The sequence below is a fragment of the Marinobacter sp. MBR-99 genome, from assembly GCF_040547575.1.
Classification (GTDB): Bacteria; Pseudomonadota; Gammaproteobacteria; order Pseudomonadales; family Oleiphilaceae; genus Marinobacter.
The window spans coordinates 158,975-179,151 of record NZ_JBEPPY010000005.1 but is presented as its reverse complement, the minus strand read 5'-3'; the positions used below and the strand labels follow the sequence as shown (position 1 = coordinate 179,151).

The following is a 20,177-nucleotide window of genomic DNA, read 5'->3' as shown; positions in this document are numbered from 1 at the left end:
TCACAGTTTGATACAGATGTTTTTGGTTTCAGTGTAGAACTCCAGACCATGCACGCCGCCCTCACGACCAATCCCTGATTGTTTGGCGCCGCCGAAGGATGTGCGCAGATCACGCAGGAACCAGGAGTTCACCCACGCCAGACCAACTTCCATCTGTTCCGCCACGCGGAGAGCCCGGGCAGAATTTTCTGTCCAGATGGCGCAGGCAAGACCGTAGCTGGTGTCATTGGCCAACTCGATGGCTTCTTCTTCGGTATCGAACGGACGGATGTGACAGCACGGACCAAAAATTTCCTCGCGGATAACACGGGCGTCTTCAGGCAGGCCGGTCCAGATGGTCGGTTCAATCCAGGCGCCATCGTTCAGCTCTGCGCCCATATCGGGAATGCCTCCACCAATCTCGACGGTTGCACCCTCTTCGCGAGCCAAGTCGTAATAGCTTTTAACTTTGTCACGATGCTCCAAGCTGACCAGCGGCCCGAAATTCGCATCGGGATCTTCTGGTCGGCCCAGTTTCAGCTTGGCCACCTCTTCTTTCATACGGGCGAGAAACTGGTCAAATATCGAACGCTCCACATAGACCCGCTCGGTGCCCAAACAAACCTGACCACAGTTGACAAACGCGGAGCGCATCGTGCCCTCCACGGCTTTTTCGAGATCGCAGTCGGCGAACACAAGGCCAGGGTTTTTTCCGCCGCACTCCATGGAAACATTACGAAGGCCCACTGCGGCGGCTTTCATAATGATCTCACCGGTACGGGTTTCACCGGTGAAGGTGATCGCATCCACTAATGGATGAGACGTCAGGAAAGCACCCGCAGAGTCAGGGCCAAAACCGTGCACCACATTAAACACACCTGGTGGCACACCACACTCGTTCATGACCTCACCCAGCAAAGTGGCCGTAGCAGGTGTTTCTTCCGACGGTTTAACAACAACCGTGTTACCACAGGCCAGCGCAGGGCCCACCTTGAAGGTCATCAACAACAGGGGAAGGTTCCATGGAGACACCACGGCAATAACGCCTTTTGGCGTCCGATGGCCTACGTTTAAAGCACCCTTGCCATCCGGGGTATCCATTCGGAAGCCTTCAGTCGGATGATTCATACTGTCAGCAAATTCTTTAAAGTTGGCTGCGCCACGGGGAATGTCGATATGGCTGGCCATTGAGCGCGGTTTGCCCGTGTCCAGGCACTCTGCGGCCAGGAATTCGTCGAAACGCTCATTAATGCGGTCTGCGATCTTGTTCAACATGGCGGCACGCTGGTTTTGGGTCAGCTTGCTCCAGGGGCCCTTAAGCGCGGCTTTAGCGGCACGAACGGCAGCATCGACTTCCGCCTCACCGGCCTCGTGAACCTGGCCAATCAGGCTGTTGTCCACCGGGGAGCGATTTTCGAAAGTTTTGCCGCTGGCCGAAGCCACGTACTCGCCGTTGATAAAATGTTTGAACTCTTTCATGGCTGCCTAGTCCTGTTAAATTGAATCCCGTTTGGCCTGTTGGTAATCAGGTCAACACGGTCAGGAAGCGTTCGTTCAGTACGCGATCGTGGTAGAAAATCGCCTTACCGAGGTCTTCTGCCTTCCAGGTAATGGGTTTGTGATCCGGGTAGTGATAGTCGCCGCCGCAGAACACTTCGTTGCGGTTTCCGGACGGATCGAAGAAGTAAATGGTCTTGCCGTGAGTCAGGCCATGACGGGTCGGGCCGATATCGATGGAGGTATCGGTCATGGAGATCAGGTCCGCCGCCCGCAGTACGTCTTCCCAGGTTTCCAGGAAGAACGACGCATGATGGAACTGGCCCGGCTTATCACTGTGGATAAAGGCGATGTCGTGCTCTTTCATCGAGGCAGTCAGGAACTGGGCAATGCGCGTACCTTCCGGATCGATTACCTGCTCGGCCAGATGGAAGCCCAGCACGTTCACGAATACATCGTACACAGCAGCCAGGTTGGGGCCATAGAACAGGCAGTGGTCAAAGCGCACGGCTTTCATGCCCTTCAGACCGCGGGGCCAGGCTTCCGGATTGACGTCGCTGACGCCCCACTTGCCGGTGTATTCCTTATCGGCATACAGCTCGAAAGCATGGCCGGATGCCACAGTGAACCGAATCCGGCGGCCGCAGTCTTTCAGCTCGCCTGCTGGCAGGTGTTCCACTTCCAGACCGTGGGCAACCAGGTCTTTTTCCAGCTGGTTCAGCGCGGCTTCATCAATAACCTTGAAACCCATGAAGTCACAACCCGGCTCGTCGGCTTCCCGCAATATCAGGGAGAATTTGTCTACTTCGGTCCACGCCTTCAGGTACACCCGGCCCTGGTCGTCACGATCGGTTTCGATCATGCCCAGCAGCTCGGTATAGTGTTGGACGGCTTCATCGATATCCAGAACCCGTACCTGTACGTGACCGGGACGCATTACACCTTTTCTCATGACGATTTCCTCTAGTCTTTTGTTCTTGTTCAGTCGGCAGCATTGCCGGCTTCAGAATGACATTCGATAACCAGATCCTTTGTCGGGTAGATGCGGCAAGCCAGCACTTCCCCGTTCTCCAATGCCTCAGGCGGACAGTGGCGCTTACTCATCTTTCCGCACTCATAACTGCCGCTAATTACTTTGATCATGCAGAAGCCGCAGCCTCCACCCCGGCAACCCACCGGCACACACTTGTAGCCCTTCGATTCCATGGCCTTGAGTACGCTCTGCCCTTCCTCGCAGCTAAAGCGGTCACCGGTTGTCCGGTTGTATACCTGGTAAGCAACCATCGCCCACCCTCCGGGTCAGATTTTCTTGAACAGGGCCGAACGCTGGGTCTCTTCTGCACCATCTGCCGCTGTCAGGAATTTCTCCATGAAGATATCCCGCTCAAACAACCGGCCCTGCATCAGGACAGTAATGGCGGCATCAATCATCGGTGGCGGACCACACAGGTAGGCCTTGTTACCGGCGAACCGGCCGTCAAAGTGTTCCTTGGCAGCGTCGTGAACGTAACCACGGAAACCCTGCCAGTCGGCATCATCTTCGGCCTGGCTCAAGGCCGGCACGTAGGTGAAGTTGTCATGGTCACGATCCAGTGCTTCAAACAGTTCGCGGTTGTAGAGTTCTGCGGCATTGCGGGCGCCCTGGAACAACACGATCTTGCGTTCGTCGTTCTGCTCCAGCAGGTCGAGAATCATCGATTGCGGACTGGAAAGCCCTGAACCACCCGCGATGAAGATCAGATCACCAGGCTGAGAACTGCGCACAAAGAACTGCCCATAGGGGCCGGACAGGTTCAGTTCATCGCCTGCTTTCAGCTGCTCGTGGATGTAGGTGGTTGCAGCGCCCCCTTCAACCAGGCGAATGTGCAGCTCCACTTCATCGGGCTTGCCTGGCGGGTTAGCGAGTGAGAACGCGCGGGCACCCTCAACTCCGGGCACTTCGATGTTGATGTACTGGCCGGCCTGGAAGGTCATCGGGCGGTCCAGTTTCAGGTGCAGACCCTTGATGGTGGGCGACAGGTCAACAATATCCGTTACTGTCGCTACGTAATCCTCCACCGGGTAGCCCTCGAAGTCCGGGTCGACATCGATATCGGCTTCGATGGTCACGTCGCTTTCCACTGTGGCGCAGCAGGCCAGCACCTTGCCTTCGCCTCGCTCCACGTCCATCAGGGCAAACGGTGAGGCGTCGCCAATCTCGACGTCGCCCTCAAGCACCTGCACCTTGCAGGTAGCACAGGTGCCGTGACCGCATGCAAACGGCAACCAGACGCCCTGGCGGAGCGCCGCCGCGAGGATGGTCTGGCCTTCCTCCACTTCGATCTGCTCGCCAATGGGTTCGATAGTTACGGTATGGCTCATAGCACTACCCTCAGTATCCGACGCCAGCCATGCCTTTGAGGTCAGGTGTTGTGACCGTCAGCATGCTTTTGTGATCAATGCCGTTATCTATCAGGCTGGCATCCGCATCCGGGGTAAACGGCTCATCGTTCAACAGCCATTCGGCATTCAGGAAATCCGCCTTGCTAGAATCCGGGTGCGCTGCAGTTGCCGGCTTGAGAATTTCTTCAATCAGGGCACGGAAGGTCATGTCCGGCTGAACCGACAACGCTAACGGCGCGCAGAACATCAGGTGATCAGTCCAGTAGACATACAACAGCTGCATGCCGTTAAAGTTCTCGACCTTGTCTTTGGGCTCGAATTTGTAGTCGTATAAAGCGTTTACACTCATGATGGTCACCTTGTTGTTTTTGTGGGTGGTTCGCCCGGCGCCAGTGGCTACCGGGCGACTCCCGGGTCAGTATCAGGCGGCGTCCTGGTTCTCATCAGCAGGCTTTTCGCCCTTGATGGCCATCCAGCGCTTGTGGTCCGGCGAACCGAGGTACTCGAAATTGTCCTCGCCGATGTTGATGTGGTAGTACTTCTGCACCACGGTCTCGATATCTTCGCCTTCGCAGTTACCCTGATAGATCTGATGCACCGGCAGCCAGGCCTGCACGTATTTTTCCGGCTCGTGCTTGAAGATGTCGCAGCATCCTTCGGAGCAGAAATGGTAACGCTCGCCTTCATGAACCAACTGACGATGGCTCAACTTGGTGGGCGCGCCCATTTCGGTGAACAGGTTCGGTACCTGGCACACCTGGCACAGTTGCGGCAGGGTGTTGTTGTAGAAGCGACGGCCAGCGGCGGCCTCTTTCGCCAGGAACTCGTAGCGCGGACGGTAGTACTTGTCGAAAGTGTCCGGGTACTTTTCAGACATCCAGTCCATTTCTTCCTTCTCTGGCACCCAGGTATGGAAGTTGGTGGCATAGCTATACTGGTAGAAAGTGGTCCACAGCTGGTGGCTCAGGTGATGCTTGGCATCGTTGGCCACCTCCTGGTACTTGGGCGGACGGATGCCGTAACGCTCCAGATCCTTGAACAGGGCTCCACCGTTCTGCTCGTAATACACTTCCCAGGCCTCGGCCCAGCTCATCACCTTGTTCGGCAGCATGTAGTCCATCATCAGGCTGACCAGGCTGAGCAGGCGGAATCCGCGCCAGAACCACTTATCGATCCAGCGCTGAACAATGGGCACGTTGTCTTCGTGCTGCTCCAGGATGAACTTGATCACCTCAAGGCCCAAGGTCATGTGGCGTGCTTCGTCTGACTGGGCAGAGAAGCCGAAGGTCACGGTGGCCATGTCGCCGTTGTATGCGGCGCCCGACATAAACGGAACGAACACGAGGTTAGTCAGCACATACTCGAACGAGAACGAAATGGCGGTCAGGAATTCGAACGGGCCAGCGGTGCGGGCATCGTCAAAGAACGACTTGGGCACCGACAGGAACCACACCCGGTCGTGCATGTGCGCAGCATCATGCAGGCCGTTAAAGTGCTTGTTGTAATGACTCATGGCGTGTTGCTGGGTCTGCGAATGACGCAACTCGTCAATCGACTGCATCTGACAAGCCACCCGCGCACCAGCACCACTGAACTGACGACCTGCCTTGGCATAACCCTGGTAGGCCCCATGTTCCAACGGAGATATGCCACCTATGAACAGCTTCAGGGCGTTGACGTAGCGAGCGTCTGAAATGTTCTGGTGGCCATTATTCTGGGCAAACGCATCAAAAATGGCGTACAGCTTCTTCTCTTTTTCCGCCTGATACTTCCAGTACGAATCCATGGTCAGACGGAATGGGTCTTCCCACTGAGACCAATCGGTAATCTTGATACCTTCAAAGTCCTCGTGCGGAAAAATGTCTTCTTTTTTCTGGTAGGTAGGCTCCCAACTCATGTCGCGGGTCAGATACTGGTATTTGTCTTTGAGATTCAATTTCTTGTTTTGAACAGCCATGATGATTCTCCCAATTAATTCCACTCAAGAATAAAATGGTCATCGTCCTCATCGACATTGCCGCCGATGCTGATGACGTTTACGAGCATTTCCTGAACATCCCAATCGCGAGCCAGCTTTTCTTCCATCGTTTCCCGGTTTATCACCAGGCGCTTCTCAGCCTGGATCCGGATCAACGCAGGCTGGTGCTGTATTTCCGCATGAGGGTTATCCTCCATAACCGCTTCGGCGAGGTAGCGAGAGTCGTCGTTGTCCTGAAATACAATGAATACCAACTGGCTCATGCTGAGACTCCCCTACTCTGCAGTCCGAATTTCTTCAGGCGGGTAGAAAGCTCCGCCCGGGCTTCGTCCAGAGCGTCAATACCCACCGAGGCTTCTGCCAGTGGTTGGAGAGCGCTATAGACCTGCGGCTCCCACTGATCGATCCAAGTCTGGAGCAGTTCGCAATTGGCTTCGCTCTCACCGGCGACGGCTTTGATCATGGCGTTGGTCCAGCGAAGGGATTCTTTGTACCAGTCGCGCATGAACTCGGTGAGCATGGAAACGTCTTCCGCACCCTGAGTCGCAAGCCAGGCATCCATTTTGTCGTACACCAGGGTGTACATCAGTCCATCCAACAGAATGTTTTGAACCAGGGTCAGTTCGAACCAGTCATCAACGACCAGGGTGTCCTCCACGAGTTTGCGCATGGGCTGCCACAGCTCGTCATCCATCCAGTAGCCTTTGGACTCGTCCAGTGCCTTACCGCTACTACCGTCAATCAACAGAGCAATGCGAGACAGGTACTGACCAATGCCCAGACGATCCATCGCGGCGTAGATGTGCATCTGGGAAACAGTGGTGGCTACAGCGTCACCCGCGATCTTGCTGTTGTTCATGTTGGCGCCCAGTTCCACATGGCGCAGGGGCACCATCAGGCGCAGCAACAGCTTCTGGGTTTCTTCGGGCAGGCGGGTCAACAAGTTGCGCTTGTCGCAAAAACCAAAGCTGGTCTCGGCGGACTCCTGCATTTTGGCCCGGTTGCCTACGTAAACGCCGTAGTAGTACTGACGGGGATCAGACACCGCGTACCAGTCGTCCATGCGGATGGCGGTACGGCGATCATCATTGAGCTCGTATCGGGAATCCCATTGGGGGCGATAGTGGAAGTTGGTTTTCGCCTCCAGGTCGTAGCTCGCCTCCTGATAGCGAGTCGCCGGCTTGTCACCAAATCGGCGCGCAATGTGACTGTAGGTGTGACGAATGGGCTCCACCGAGGTGGTTTTGATTTCGATACTCATATCAACCTTTCCGTTTTGTTTTTGTGGATCAGATTGTGGGTGTTGCTAATATTCAGTAACGTTGGCCGCGCTCTCCGAAGCGCCACTTGACCATGTCTTCGTCGATCTCGCGGATCATTTCCGAATCCATGTGGACTACGTTGTTGTGCTTGCAGAAAATTTCGAAAGCTTCTTTGGGTAGCACCAGTTCAACGAATAACTCCGGATGACCAATGGCAAAGTCAAATTCCACGAATTTGTCGCCGGGCTCGCTGCGGACCCGGATATAGCGAGTCATTTCGTCAAAGGTTTTTTCGTTGGTTGCGTTAGTCATGGTTAGCCCCGATTGTGTTTTTTGTTGGCTGACAAGTATTGAGCAACGCCTGTGCCACTTTTAGTCTTTGTGCGGAAACACAATCACAGGAGACTGATTCAAAACACCTTTTCTATTCACAGAAAATTTCTACGCTGAGACCTAGGGACATCAGGCCACCCAAACCACCGTCGATTTTTCATCAAATGATCAATAAAAGGAGACACCTCCGCAAATGGTCGACTAACCGCCAATTACCATTTCAGCTGCCAATTTTTACTATTTGGTTGATTTTTGACTTCGATCATGTGCTAGATGATCAATTAATGAGCTCCACCAGAGCCGCTCCCCACCCACAATAATTAACGGGGGTCTCCGACCATGGCTGTCAGTTATAAGCCACAACTGAACTACACGGACTTCAAGGATCTGACGGAGCAGATTCATTTCCACAGCTCGGAAGGCAAAATCTGGTTTGGCGAGCAACGCATGTTGCTGATGAACCTGACATCACTAGCGGCCTTCCGTCGCGAAATTGTCAATAGCATGGGCATAGAAAGAGCCAAGGGCTTTTTCTTGCGACTGGGGTACCTGTCCGGCCTCAAAGATGCAGAGCTTGCCCGCAAGCTGCGCCCTCACTGTAGCGAGCTGGACATTTTTCTTGCAGGCCCCCAGCTCCACTCCCTCAAAGGAATGGTGAAAGTTGTTCCCCTGGAGATTGACCTTGACCAGGAAGCGGGCGATTTCTATGGCCGGCTCGAGTGGATCGACTCCTGGGAAGTTGAAATCTGCAAAACCGAACTCGGCCAAATGAAGGAGCCCGCCTGCTGGGTCTTGCTGGGCTATGCCTGCGCGTACACTTCCTCGTTTATGGGGAGGGAGATCATCTTCCGGGAAGTCAGCTGCCGCGGCTGCGGTGACGAAACCTGCATAATAGAGGGAAAGCCCGCGGAAGAATGGCCCGACGCGGAAGAGTTCTCCCGTTACTTCAAAGCAGACCCAATGATCGAAGAACTCTACGACCTTCAGGTACAGCTGAACTCCCTACGCAGCACGCTGCAGAGACAACAAGGCCAGTACTACGGTATCGGGCAGTCTGCTTCGTACAACAAAGTCTGCAAAATGATCGACAAGGCAGCACAGGGGAAGGTTTCAGTGTTACTGCTTGGCGAGACAGGGGTTGGCAAGGAGGTCATCGCAAAAAGCGTCCACCTGCGCAGCGAGCGCTCTGATGGCCCCTTCATCGCGGTGAACTGTGCAGCCATTCCACCAGACCTGATCGAAGCTGAACTTTTCGGTGTAGAGAAAGGTGCATACACCGGAGCCAATCAGTCCCGGGAGGGCCGCTTTGAAAGAGCGGATGGCGGCACGATCTTTCTGGACGAGGTCATTGAGCTAACCCCCCGGGCACAAGCCACGCTTCTTCGGGTACTCCAGGAAAGCGAACTCGAAAGAGTCGGCGACAATCGTACCCGGAAGGTAAACGTCCGAGTCATCGCAGCCACCAACGAGAGTCTCGAACAGGCGGTTGAAGACGGCAGATTTCGGGCAGACCTGTTTTATCGACTGAACGTGTTTCCCGTACACATTCCACCATTGCGAGATCGGCTGGAAGACTTGCCACTCCTGGCCAGCCACTTTCTGGAGAAGTTCCATGCCCAATACGACAAACGAACGCTGGGGCTCTCAGACAAGGCCCTGGAGCTGTGCATGCAATACCGGTGGCCGGGCAACATCCGTGAACTGGAAAACGTGATCGAGCGGGGCGTGATACTCACTGACAACAACGAAACTATCAGTCAGGATGCGCTATTCGTAACTCCACCTCATGTCAACCCGGACTCTGTCGAACACATTGATAATGACGGAAACATGCGTGCCGGAGAGCCAGGCGACTCGCGCAGAAGCTGGTCAGACCAGGTTATCAAACAGGGCATCAGCCTTGATCAAGTTGAAGAAACATTGATGAAGCAAGCGATGGAACAAGCCAACCAGAACGTTTCAAAAGCTGCGAGACTGCTGGGGCTTACCCGCCCGGCACTTGCCTATCGCCTGAAGAAATCGGGTATTCTCGCTGAGGACTAAGTCCGTTTGAGTGCGACACGGATGTTGCTGCTTTCGTAAACTGATCAAATCAGCAACTGGAATCTGGAATTTATCACTTGATAAAAGTCAACGCTGAATATGGTCATCCACACAATCCTTTAGATACCACCTTCCCCAGAAAACCCCCTGTTATTCAGTATGTTAAAAAATCAATAATAATCTGGCACAGGCATTGCTGAATCACCGTCAGTCGCTTTACTTCACAAAAACAAAGACGGTGACAGAACAATGCAAGAAGCCCCTATGCGCTCTTTGCGCACCTCCGGCGTTGCACTGGTGTTTACCAGCGCCACGACACTATTGCTGACAGGATGCGAAGCCCCGCTCAACCTTGAAGCGGTTAGAAGCATTGAGAATCAGCCCACCAAAAGAACCGATTTCTATCAGGCCATGGCCAGCAACCGGAACACTATTGTTGTTGCTGGCAACGATGGCGTTCTTCTCTCCAGCAGTGATCAAGGGAAGAGCTGGAAACGGCAACCTGAAATCACCGGGAGCAGCTTCCTGTCGATTACATCGTGTCCTGATCAAAGCTTCATTGCGCTTAGCTTTGATAACACCGTCTGGCACGGTGACGCATCCGCCAAGAACTGGGTAAAGCATGCCCTCCCGAGCCAGGAACAGATGATGACTGTTGCCTGCTCGCCTGATGGCAAGTGGGTGACTGCAGGGAGCTTCACAACGTTTCAGCACAGTGCAGATCAGGGCGAATCATGGAACGAGGCTTCCCTTTACGAAGATGCCATCATCAATAACCTCCAGTTCATCAACCAAGATCAGGCCATTGCAACTGGTGAATACGGGCTTGTTCTGAAGAGCGAAGATGGTGGTGAGAATTGGGATATTGCCGGGTATGCCCCTGACGAATTCTACGTTCACACCAGTTACTTCGAGGACGCCGATAACGGATGGATTGGCGGCCTTAGCGGCTTCATCTACCAGACCAACGACGGCGGTCAGAACTGGGAACAGATGTCGACAGCAACCAATGCTCCGATCTTCGGTTTCATAGCTGGAGACACCAGCCTTTATGCGTTGGCAGACAACGCCACTGTACTGCAACTGCAGCAAGATACCTGGAACAAGATCTCTGAATCCGAACAGCCGCTCTACCTCAGGGCCGGGCTGGCTCTGCCTGACCAGCGTCTTCTCATAGCCGGAGGCCGAGGCCTGCTATTCGACATTAAACCCCAAACGGCCCTTGCCGCCAGCACAGACTGAGGTAACTGACCATGTCCAAACTGCATCGCTTCACGCACCTGATGCACCTGCTGGAAGTGTGGATATTCAACAACCCACGCAAGGTGCTTTCACTGATTGCTATTCTGACCCTGGTTTTCGCCCTGCGAATTCCCGGTTTGAAAATATTTACCGACTTTGCCGACCTGCTGCCCCAACAACACCCCTACATTGAACTGCACAACTCCATCAAAGACAGTTTCGGTGGTGCTAATGTGTTGGTGGTAGGGGTTGAGTTTGAAGAAGGCGACATTTTCACGAATGAAAATCTCGCTCGCATCGATCGAATTACTCAGGCAGTCGATAGCCTGCCGGGCGTCAACCACAACCTGGTATCCAGTGTCACCCATCGAAACTCCCGAAAAGTATGGCTCACCGAAGTAGGTAGTATTAACTCCGAGCCCTACTACGACTCCACTCGCGGTCTGTATTCCTCCGAAGAACTGGAATCCATGCGCGCTGATGTTGCCGCAAACCCGCGGGTCTACGGGCCTCTCGTGTCACCCGATTTGAAGATGGCGCTGGTCAAAGCGCAGCTGATCGAAGGCAAACTGGATTATGAAACAACGTTTGCCCAACTCCAGGAACTGCGAGCTGAAGAGGCGTCGGAAGGCGTTACCATTTATGCCACAGGCCAGCCGGTATTAGTGGGCTGGGCCTACACCTATATGGACCAGATCCTGCAAATTTTTGTGTTCACTGTGCTCGCCATGCTAGCGCTGCTCATCTTCCACTTCCGTAAAGCGTACGGTGTGCTCATCCCCCTAGGCGGCGTTCTTGTCTCCACAATATGGGGGCTTGGGATTATCAGTTTCCTGGGTTACAACCTTGACCCTCTCGGCCTGGTAATCCCCTTTTTGATTGCTGCGCGAGCCATGAGCCACGGGGTTCAGCTGGTTGAGCGCTATTATGCCGAAACCCAGGAACTGGGTAACGGCCCGAAAGCTGCCAAGGCAACCTTTGACAGCCTGTTCCGTCCAGGATCACTAGGGGTGGTGTCTGACGCCATCGGTCTATCCCTTATCGCCATTGGCTCCATCCCTCTCAACACCCACCTTGGCATTTATGCCTCCTTGTGGGCCATCACCGTGGTATTTACCGTTCTGATAGGTGTACCACTGCTGCTCTCCATCCTGCCAACACCCAAGAACCCGAAAATCCGGGAAACGGTGTTGCGCCATATTGGTAGCACCAGTTCGCGCATGGTCACCAAACCGGGTTCTGCCCGAGTCATCCTGGCCGTAGGCGCCATTGCGATGCTCGGCGGACTCTTGGCCGCATCCAATGTCCAGATTGGCGACTCCGAGCCCGGTTCTCCAATTCTCTATCCCGATCATGACTACAACGTCTCGTCCCGGATCGTGAACGAGCGTTTCCCTGGATCAGAAGAACTTTATATCGTTGCTGAAACCGATGAAAAAGGAGGGCTGAAACGCCCGGAGGTACTGACAGCGTTGGCCGACTTTCAGGCCCATATGCTGACTGACCCGGAGGTAGGTGGCGCCAAGGGACTGCCCGACCTGATCAAGCAGGTTAACCGCCTGATGCACAACGACGACCCCCGCTGGTACCAGATTCCCCACGATGCCGGCTACGTGGGCGGCCTGATGTTCACCTACATGGCTTCCAGCCCGGTTCCCGGTGCCCTGGACGAGTTCAACGATACCGACGACCGTGTTGCCAACCTGGTGTTCTATTACAAGGACCGCCAGGGCGAAACCATTCGCCGCGCCATTCACATGGCAAAGGAATGGATTGCAGAGAATGGCGATAGCGTAGAAGGACTGACCATTCGGCTGGCCGGGGGCACCCTGGGCGTAGCGGCCGCAATGAACGAATCAGCATTCGAGACCAATGTAATCGTTCTGCCGCTTGTATTCCTGCTGATCTTCGCTTTCGTCATGCTGTTCTACACGTCATGGCACGCCGGCCTCATGATGTTGATGGCTATGCTGTTTGCCACCACCATGACCTACGCTTATATGGGCCTGAACAGCCTGAGTATCGACATCAACACGGTGCCGGTAATCGCCGTGGGCATAGGTGTCGGTATTGATTACTCCATCTACATGATGGATCGCATCCGGGAAGAAATGGCCAAGTCTCAGAACCTCCGGGAAGCTGTGCAGCGTTCTATTTCTACAACCGGCATGGCAATCAGCTTCACCGCACTGACACTGATGGCAGGAATCATCATGTGGGTGATCTTCTCTGACCTGCGTTTCCAGTCCGATGCCGCGTTATTGCTGTGCGTAATGATCATCATTAACGGTCTTGCCGCAATGCTTCTGGTGCCCTCATGGGTGCTGGTCTTCAAGCCACGCTTTATCACCGACGTCTATGCCGACGAAGACGGCATTCTGCATTCGGATCATAGAAAACCGAAATCAACTCCGGCTGCTGCTCCCGCCAGGAAGCAGGAGGACGGATTTGTGCCAGGAGAACCGTACCGGGCGTAACCCGGTACGAAACTCCAAAAAAACCTGTAACGAGGACAAGCCATGCAAATAAAAACAAAAGGCCTGAGGCTCTGGTGCTACACCCTTGCGGGTGGTGCCTGCCTGGCGCTGACTCCATTGACCACAACCGTAGCGGCAGAAGATACCCGCGTTAACGGTTACGTTGAAAACGCCACCTACGGCCGAGAAGGCGTGGGGCTTTCGAAATTCCGCAATACCTTGCAACTAGAGCTGGAGAAAAAAGCCGGTGATGTGGGAATTTTCAGCAATGTGGGCTTCAACGCCACACTCCGGGGAAGTTATGACGGAGTTTATGATCTGAATGATGATGAGTATGGCCGGAATGCTGGCGGCCCCGTTGAACTGGAAGGCGTGCAAGGCAACGTTCCTCACGGCGGAGGACTGACAATTCCCGGAACCCTCTTCGGCATTGATACTGGCCAGAATCCCAATGATGGTATGGTGGTTTTGGGAGAGCATTTGCATTCACAGAATAACGGTGTCGCCTTCGGCGTTCCGGTGCGCCCCTGTGACAAAGACGACCGCGGCTGTATCAACGGATATCTGGACAAAGACTCCAACGACCTGAGATTCCAGGAGTTCAACGATCGCGCCGACTTCATCCGGGAACTCTATGTCGACTTCGATATTAACTTCGATAACGGCAACATCCTGAGTACACGACTGGGTAAACAGCAGGTTATCTGGGGCAGAACGGACCTGTTCCGGGTACTCGATGTCATCAACCCGGTGGATTACTCCCGGAACAACATCTACGACGAACTGGAAGATATCCGGATTCCCATGTGGATACTGCGGACTGACTACCGCATGGGCCCCACCGAAGTGTTCGACGGTCTGGCATTTGATGACCTGAACTTTCAGGTGGTGTGGAACTTCGACAAGTTCCGCCCCCATGACATTGGCCAGTGCGGCCAACCAAACGTGATGCTGGATGCCGGCTGTTTCTTCCGGGGCATGAACAACCTCTGGGAAAATGGTGGAACCGTGGCAAACTTCGCGGGGGCTACTCCTGACGGGGGCCTCGCAACAGACTTCGGACCCGGCCAGATCGGTATCCGCAAGGCACACATGCCCAGCTGGAGCCTGTCAAATACTCAGCTGGGCCTGAAGCTTGAAGGGGTTTATGGTGATCTGGGCTTTTCTCTCAACGCACTTACCTATCGATCCCAACTACCCTCGCTCAGAGGAGGTATTCCTGCAACCAATCCGTTCACCGGAGAGACTGCCGTCTGGCCGAGCCTGATCGCTTTCGACATCCACTTCCCGCGCGTGAATCTCGTTGGTGGCTCTCTGGACTATTACTCTCAGGGAATTGACACGGTATTCCGCGTAGAAACGGCTTACACCTCGGGTGAGGAATTTGCCAATACCCTTCGCAAAGAGCTCTATTCCGAATCAGATGTACTCCGTTACGTAATCGGCGCGGACAAAAACATCTTCATCCCGGCCCTGAACGAAAGCCAGGCCTTCCTGTTCTCCGGACAGATTTTCGGCCAGCACATTCTGGACCACGAACGTGAGCAGAGAACCTACGGCGAAGCTGGCATTCCAGATTATGAACACAACTGGACCGCCACCTTGTTGATGCAAGGGTTCTACATGAATGGTCGCCTGACCCCGAAAATCATTACAGCCCACGACTTCCGCGCTCAAGCCACCGCTATTGCACCTTCAGTTGACTGGCTGGTTAACGACAATTTCAAGCTGACTTTGGGCGGAAACTTCAAAGTGGGCAACGGTGCCCGTGAATTCGACGATTGTCGCTCCTGTAATCCTTGGGATCCGTTCACCCAAACACCGGGCGTTGCGGGCCATCAACCAGGAGAGTCTGCCGGTCTCGGAAGTTATGAGCCTCTCGGCCGCTTCAAGTCCGGCCCCATCGGTATGGCCCAGAAAGAAGACGAAATCCAGCTGACTGCACGTTACAGCTTCTGATAACAAGAGGATAAAAACATGAAACCAACAACAAAACCGACAATACTGTCACAGTGCCTCGCAGCTGGTCTTGCTGCTGGCATGTTTGCCACTCAGGTGCAGGCAAACGAGGATGTTATTCAAAACTCCTTCTTTCCCTACGAAAATGAAGTTCCGAGCCATGAGGGCCTCGACGTTGGCATGACCATCGACCAATCCAACGTGGCCCAGTTCAAGGATATCATCGACCCTGCCTTCTACACCTTTATCGAAAATGGCTGGACATCGATCACCGTAGGCGAAACCACTTCTTTTGGCCTGAATGAAGGCTACGTAAATGCCACTCGTGATTCTCTGGGTAAGGTATCCCTGGGCGACCAGGTCGGTGAGATCAACGGATGGCAGGCTGGCAGACCATTCCCTGAGGAACCGGATGAAAGTGACCCCCGGGCCGGTGAAAAGCTCGCATGGAACTATAAATATGGCTACAACTGGGGCGACAGCGCTGCCGTAGCTCCATTTTACTGGAAATACCGCGACATGGATTCCGGCAAGGTGGAACGTACCATCAAGTTCAATTTCCATTTCCTGAACTTCAAGGGCCGAGTGAACCAGGAACCAGTACCAGAGATTACGCCAAACCCGTCTGACCTGTTCCGCGCTATCTACGTGCAAGCTTTGGATCCGGCTGATGTTCGCAACACCCAGCTGTTGATCCACCGCGCTTCCGACGACCTCAAGCGGGACAATTCATGGCTGTATCTGGGCTTCCAGCGTCGTGTACGCCGTCTGGCTACCGGTCAGGTTACCGATGCGTTCCTGGGTTCCGATCTGATGATCGAGGACTTTGAAGGTTATAACGGTCGCATTTCAGACATGAACTGGACCTATAAAGGGACCCGTCACATGCTGATGCCCTTCTATAACCACAATGACATGAAGCTCGATACAGAGACTCACCAGGATGACGATGGCTACCAGGTTGTTGCCTTTGATGGCCAGGGTGGTTGTTTCCCGGAAATCACCTGGCAACTGCGCAAGGTGTACGAGGTGGAAGCCGTTCCGGTGGATGACAGCCACCCGCTGCAGAAGCGCGTTCATTATATGGACGCACAGACCTTCACTATTCCCCGGACCGTGTCTTATGACCGCAAGGGCAGCATGTGGAAAACCTTCACCATTGGCCAGGCGCATCCGGACCATCACCTGCCCAAGAACAAGGGCAGCGGCGTGTCTATCGATGACAGCTTCAGCATGATCGATGTTCAGGCCAGCCACTGCACCACCGGCCAGTTCAAGGGCCAGGTTGACCCTAAACTGTCACCACCACAAATGTTTAACGTGCAGCACATGCGCGCAACAGGCAGCTGATCGGCAAGTCGTAGTTGCTCTCCTTTGGGCCCGCTGTGCGGGCCCCTTTTTCATTTCGGAGGATGAAAAAAGATGTCCCGATATGAACCATTACCAGGGAACGCGCAGGACCAGGATCAACTTCTGGTACTGACCGATGACAAAGGCAGAATCACCTACGCAAGCAGTGCTTTTTGCCGGCTGTGCGGCTTTGATGAAGACACGCTGAAAGCCGAAGGGTTCAGCCAGCTTCGACACCCGAACATGCCCAAAGGCCCACTGAATGATCTGTGGGAAACCCTGGGGCGGAATGACTCCTGGATGGGTATGATCCGGAACCGCAACGCCCGCGGCAACGATCTCTGGCTCGATACCTTTGTCACTCCAATCTCGGACGAGCACGGTCAGGTTGTCGAATACCAGGCCATTTATCAGGTACCGGACGGTGCCACGGTTCAGCGCACCCAGCAGGTTTACCAGGCCCGGGCCAGGGGCAAACAACCACTGGCCCTGAAGCTTCCCGGGCTGGCGCCGGCCACTCAGCAATGGCTTCTGGCAACGCTGTTGTTCAGCCCCCTGTTGATAGCCGGGCTGATGGCCCAACCCGCACTGTTCGCCGTTCTGTTTACCCTCAGCAGCGCCCTGTGTGGCCTGGCGCTTTTCCTGCTGAACCGCCCCTTACAAGCGCTGTCCCGGTACTGTCAGGGCATTGTAGACCACCCCATCAAACAACTGGTGTACACCGGCCAAGCCGGCACCGTCGGCAAGATCCAACTGGCCATGCGACTGGTGGAAACCCGGCTGAACGTGATGATCGCCAGGGTACGGGACAGCGGCAGCCAGATCGAAGGCTATGTCGGCCAGGCCAATACACTGTTGCAGGCCAGCACCCGAGCGTCTGAACAGCAGCTCTCCGGGTTGAGTACCGTCGCGGCCTCGGTGGAAGAGTTCAGTGCCACCATTCGGGAGGTGTCCGAAAGCACCCATCAGGCCGCCCATCTGAGCACCCGCAACCGGGAATCCGGTGACGACAGTGCCCGCTCCGCCGCAGCCGCACAGGAAAGTATTCGCACCCTGGCCCGGGAACTGGAAGAGGCCGGCGATATTGTCCAGGAGCTGGACCAGAACAGTCAGGCCATCGGGCGTATACTGGATGTGATCAATGCCATCGCCGAACAAACTAACCTTCTGGCGCTTAATGCGGCGATTGAAGCCGCCAGGGCAGGTGAAAACGGGCGAGGGTTTGCGGTGGTTGCCGATGAGGTTCGATCCCTGGCCAAACGAACCCAGCAATCCACCGATGAAGTTCGCGAGATGATCAGCGCCCTGCAGGAAGGGTCTGCCCGGGTGGTTGAATCCATGGAAAAAGGCAAGCGCCAGTCAGCGGCCAGTGTTGAACAAGTATCCGCCAGCGCCGAAGCGCTTCAGGCCATTGTCGCCGGCATTAACGAAAGCGATGGCCTGAACCAGCAGATTGCTGCGGCCACCGAGCAGCAGAGCCAGACCGTCAGCCAGCTGAGCCAGGAGATCCACACCATCCACCAGCTCGCCAGCCAGACCTGTCACCAACTGGCAGATACGGTAAACGCCGGTGAATCCGTTGGCCACCATGTGTTCCGCCAGAAGTTTCTGATCAAACACCTGATGCCCGCCAGCGCCAGCAATGCTCGGCAAGTACAGCTCAAGGAGAAGGTATCGTGACAACGCACACCAACCAGGACACCCACACTCCCCTCACGGTGGTGGTTTCCCGCCGGGTAAAAATAGGTGAGGAATCGGCCTTTGAGCAACTCAGCAGCCAGATGACCGAAAGGGCCGCCAGCTTCCCGGGTTATCTGGGTGCCACCATGTTCCGGCCCTCCTCGCCGGATGACCCGGAATACCGGATTGTCTTCAAGTTCCGGGACCGGGACACCCTGACCGCCTGGGAAGACTCCCCCGAAAGAGCCGAACTGCTTGAGCAGATTGAAGCGCTGCTGGCAAAACCCAGTGAGCGGGAAGTCACCTCTGGCATTGTCACCTGGTTTACCCTGCCCGGTCAGAACCCGGTCAAACCGCCACCCAAGTGGAAAATGACCTTCGTCAGCTGGCTGGCCCTGTATCCCGCCGTTACCCTGGTGTTCCTGCTCTTCGGCGACCTGCTGGCACAGATCCCGCTGCTGCTCCGCACCATGGCGGTCACCATCGTGGTCATGTTGCTGATGAGCTACGTGCTGATGCCATGGATGACCCGGTGGTTTGCCTTCTGGCTGTTTCCGAAAAAGAACCACGATGTTCGTTAACGGCGAGAAGGATCTTACCCGGCAATGACCAACCTGCCTGTTAGCCGGTCTCAGTGGCTCGCGCTGGCCCTGATTCCATTATTGTCTGCCGGGTTGCTGTTCAGCCCGGTGGCGGGTTGGTTTGACGGCCCGCAACTGCTATCGGCCTTGCTGGTGATGGCCGGGCTTGTGCTGTTCGCCACCGGCGCCTTGCCGGAGTTTGTCACCGCCCTGCTGGTGCTGACCCTGGCCATGCTGTTGTCGCTGGCCCCGGCCGAGGTGGTGTTTTCCGGGCTCACTTCAACCGCCTGCTGGCTGATTGTGTCCGGGCTGGTGATCGGCATTGCCATCTCGGAAACCGGCCTGGCTCAGCGGGTGTCAGACCTGTTTACCCGCCACCTGGATGCCAGCTATACCCGGTTGATCGCCGGCATCGTGGTGATCGGCATTGTGCTGGGCTTTGTCATGCCGTCCTCGGTGGGGCGTATTGTTCTATTTATTCCCATCGCGCTGACCATCGCCCACAGCTGTGGCTTTGAGCCTGGCAGCAATGGCCAGAAAGCCGTCGGGCTGGCGGCGGCCTTTGGCAGCCATCTGCCCACCTTTGCCATTCTGCCCGCCAATGTTCCGAACATGATCATGATCGGCTCTGCCGAGAAGATTCATGGCTGGAGCCCGATGTTCGGGGAATACCTGTTGCTGCACTTTCCGGTGCTGGGCATCCTCAAGGCCATCCTGCTGGTGGTTGTGCTGGTGCGGCTGTACCCGGACAACCCGAAACCGGTTCCGCAAGCGGGCCCAGGCCGGCCTTTCAATTTCACGGAATCGCGGCTGATGATGATTCTTCTGGTGACCCTCGGATTCTGGCTGACCGACACCTGGCACCAGATCTCGGCTGCGTGGATTGGCCTGGCCGCAGCCACCCTGCTGCTGATGCCCGGTATTGGCATGATCTCCACCCAGAGCTTCAACCAGAAAGTGAATATCAGCTCGATTCTGGTGGTGGCCGGCCTGCTGGGCATTGCCGGGCTGATCAACCATCAGAACATCAGCGGCATTCTGGGCGGCCATGTACTGGCCTGGCTGCCGTTGGAGCCGGGGCGGGATTTCGCCAACTTCCTTACGTTGTCACTGGCGGCGACCGCGACCGGGATGGTCACCACCCTGGCCGGCATTCCGGCAACGCTCACCCCCCTGGCTGGCGCCATGAGCGAGATGACCGGTTTCAGCCTGGAAGCGGTACTGATGACCCAGGTTCTGGGCTTCTCCACCATCATCTTCACCTACCAGTCCGTGCCGTTGATGATGGCCATGCCCCTGGCCGGAATTCCCATGCGCCATGCCGCCCGGTTGTGCCTGATACTGGCCGCCCTCACCATCGTGATTCTGTTTCCGCTGGATTACCTGTGGTGGAGGTGGCTGGGGTGGATCTGAG

Annotated in this window: 17 protein-coding genes; 8 read left to right on the top strand and 9 right to left on the bottom strand. The window is 55.4% G+C overall.

All coding sequences use genetic code 11. The features are described from left to right. The 9 genes from ABIE59_RS06210 to ABIE59_RS06170 form a co-directional block, all read right to left on the bottom strand. A complete protein-coding gene (locus tag ABIE59_RS06210) occupies window positions 1–1,458 on the bottom strand; it encodes a 2-hydroxymuconic semialdehyde dehydrogenase (protein WP_113880259.1) in 1,458 nt (485 codons plus the stop codon). Between the two features lie 46 nt (window positions 1,459–1,504). After that, window positions 1,505–2,428: a catechol 2,3-dioxygenase gene (locus tag ABIE59_RS06205; protein WP_354445257.1), complete on the bottom strand. Its 924-nt coding sequence runs from the start codon at window positions 2,426–2,428 to the stop codon at window positions 1,505–1,507. Between the two features lie 29 nt (window positions 2,429–2,457). Continuing rightward, window positions 2,458–2,760, bottom strand: coding sequence for a 2Fe-2S iron-sulfur cluster binding domain-containing protein (locus ABIE59_RS06200; RefSeq protein ID WP_354445255.1), 303 nt, complete (start codon window positions 2,758–2,760; stop codon window positions 2,458–2,460). A 15-nt stretch (window positions 2,761–2,775) separates the two neighbouring features. Further along, a complete protein-coding gene (locus ABIE59_RS06195) occupies window positions 2,776–3,837 on the bottom strand; it encodes an NADH:ubiquinone reductase (Na(+)-transporting) subunit F (protein ID WP_354445253.1) in 1,062 nt (353 codons plus the stop codon). Window positions 3,838–3,847: 10 nt separating this feature from the next. Continuing rightward, a complete protein-coding gene (locus ABIE59_RS06190) occupies window positions 3,848–4,207 on the bottom strand; it encodes a phenol hydroxylase subunit P4 (protein WP_110070738.1) in 360 nt (119 codons plus the stop codon). A 72-nt stretch (window positions 4,208–4,279) separates the two neighbouring features. Next, window positions 4,280–5,815: an aromatic/alkene/methane monooxygenase hydroxylase/oxygenase subunit alpha gene (locus ABIE59_RS06185; RefSeq protein WP_354445251.1), complete on the bottom strand. Its 1,536-nt coding sequence runs from the start codon at window positions 5,813–5,815 to the stop codon at window positions 4,280–4,282. 14 nt (window positions 5,816–5,829) lie between these two features. Then, the gene (locus ABIE59_RS06180) at window positions 5,830–6,099 is read right to left on the bottom strand and encodes an MmoB/DmpM family protein (protein ID WP_043313075.1); all 270 of its coding nucleotides are present in this window, start codon (window positions 6,097–6,099) and stop codon (window positions 5,830–5,832) included. Then, a complete protein-coding gene (locus ABIE59_RS06175) occupies window positions 6,096–7,097 on the bottom strand; it encodes an aromatic/alkene monooxygenase hydroxylase subunit beta (protein WP_354445249.1) in 1,002 nt (333 codons plus the stop codon). Before ABIE59_RS06175 ends, ABIE59_RS06180 begins: the two co-directional genes overlap by 4 nt. Window positions 7,098–7,149: 52 nt before the next feature. Continuing rightward, window positions 7,150–7,410 carry a phenol hydroxylase subunit gene (locus tag ABIE59_RS06170; protein ID WP_126810796.1) on the bottom strand — a complete coding sequence of 87 codons (261 nt, stop codon included), beginning with the start codon at window positions 7,408–7,410 and terminating at the stop codon, window positions 7,150–7,152. Window positions 7,411–7,770: 360 nt separating this feature from the next. Between ABIE59_RS06170 and ABIE59_RS06165 the strand changes: the two genes are divergently transcribed. From ABIE59_RS06165 to ABIE59_RS06130, 8 genes are all read left to right on the top strand, one after another. Then, window positions 7,771–9,474: a sigma 54-interacting transcriptional regulator gene (locus ABIE59_RS06165; protein WP_354445247.1), complete on the top strand. Its 1,704-nt coding sequence runs from the start codon at window positions 7,771–7,773 to the stop codon at window positions 9,472–9,474. Between the two features lie 249 nt (window positions 9,475–9,723). Further along, window positions 9,724–10,716 carry a WD40/YVTN/BNR-like repeat-containing protein gene (locus ABIE59_RS06160; RefSeq protein WP_354445245.1) on the top strand — a complete coding sequence of 331 codons (993 nt, stop codon included), beginning with the start codon at window positions 9,724–9,726 and terminating at the stop codon, window positions 10,714–10,716. A gap of 11 nt (window positions 10,717–10,727) precedes the next feature. After that, a complete protein-coding gene (locus ABIE59_RS06155; RefSeq protein WP_354445243.1) occupies window positions 10,728–13,193 on the top strand; it encodes an efflux RND transporter permease subunit in 2,466 nt (821 codons plus the stop codon). 42 nt (window positions 13,194–13,235) lie between these two features. Continuing rightward, complete coding sequence (locus ABIE59_RS06150) at window positions 13,236–15,152, top strand: DUF1302 family protein (RefSeq protein WP_354445241.1); 1,917 nt, start codon at window positions 13,236–13,238, stop codon at window positions 15,150–15,152. Between the two features lie 18 nt (window positions 15,153–15,170). Continuing rightward, window positions 15,171–16,502, top strand: a complete 1,332-nt coding sequence (locus tag ABIE59_RS06145) for a DUF1329 domain-containing protein (protein WP_354445239.1) — start codon at window positions 15,171–15,173, stop codon at window positions 16,500–16,502. A 72-nt stretch (window positions 16,503–16,574) separates the two neighbouring features. Beyond that, complete coding sequence (locus ABIE59_RS06140; RefSeq protein ID WP_354445237.1) at window positions 16,575–18,182, top strand: methyl-accepting chemotaxis protein; 1,608 nt, start codon at window positions 16,575–16,577, stop codon at window positions 18,180–18,182. After that, on the top strand, window positions 18,179–18,763 hold the full coding sequence (locus tag ABIE59_RS06135; RefSeq protein WP_354445235.1) for an antibiotic biosynthesis monooxygenase: 585 nt from the start codon (window positions 18,179–18,181) through the stop codon (window positions 18,761–18,763). Before ABIE59_RS06140 ends, ABIE59_RS06135 begins: the two co-directional genes overlap by 4 nt. A gap of 24 nt (window positions 18,764–18,787) precedes the next feature. Then, complete coding sequence (locus tag ABIE59_RS06130; RefSeq protein ID WP_354445233.1) at window positions 18,788–20,176, top strand: SLC13 family permease; 1,389 nt, start codon at window positions 18,788–18,790, stop codon at window positions 20,174–20,176. Window position 20,177: the final 1 nt, after the last annotated feature.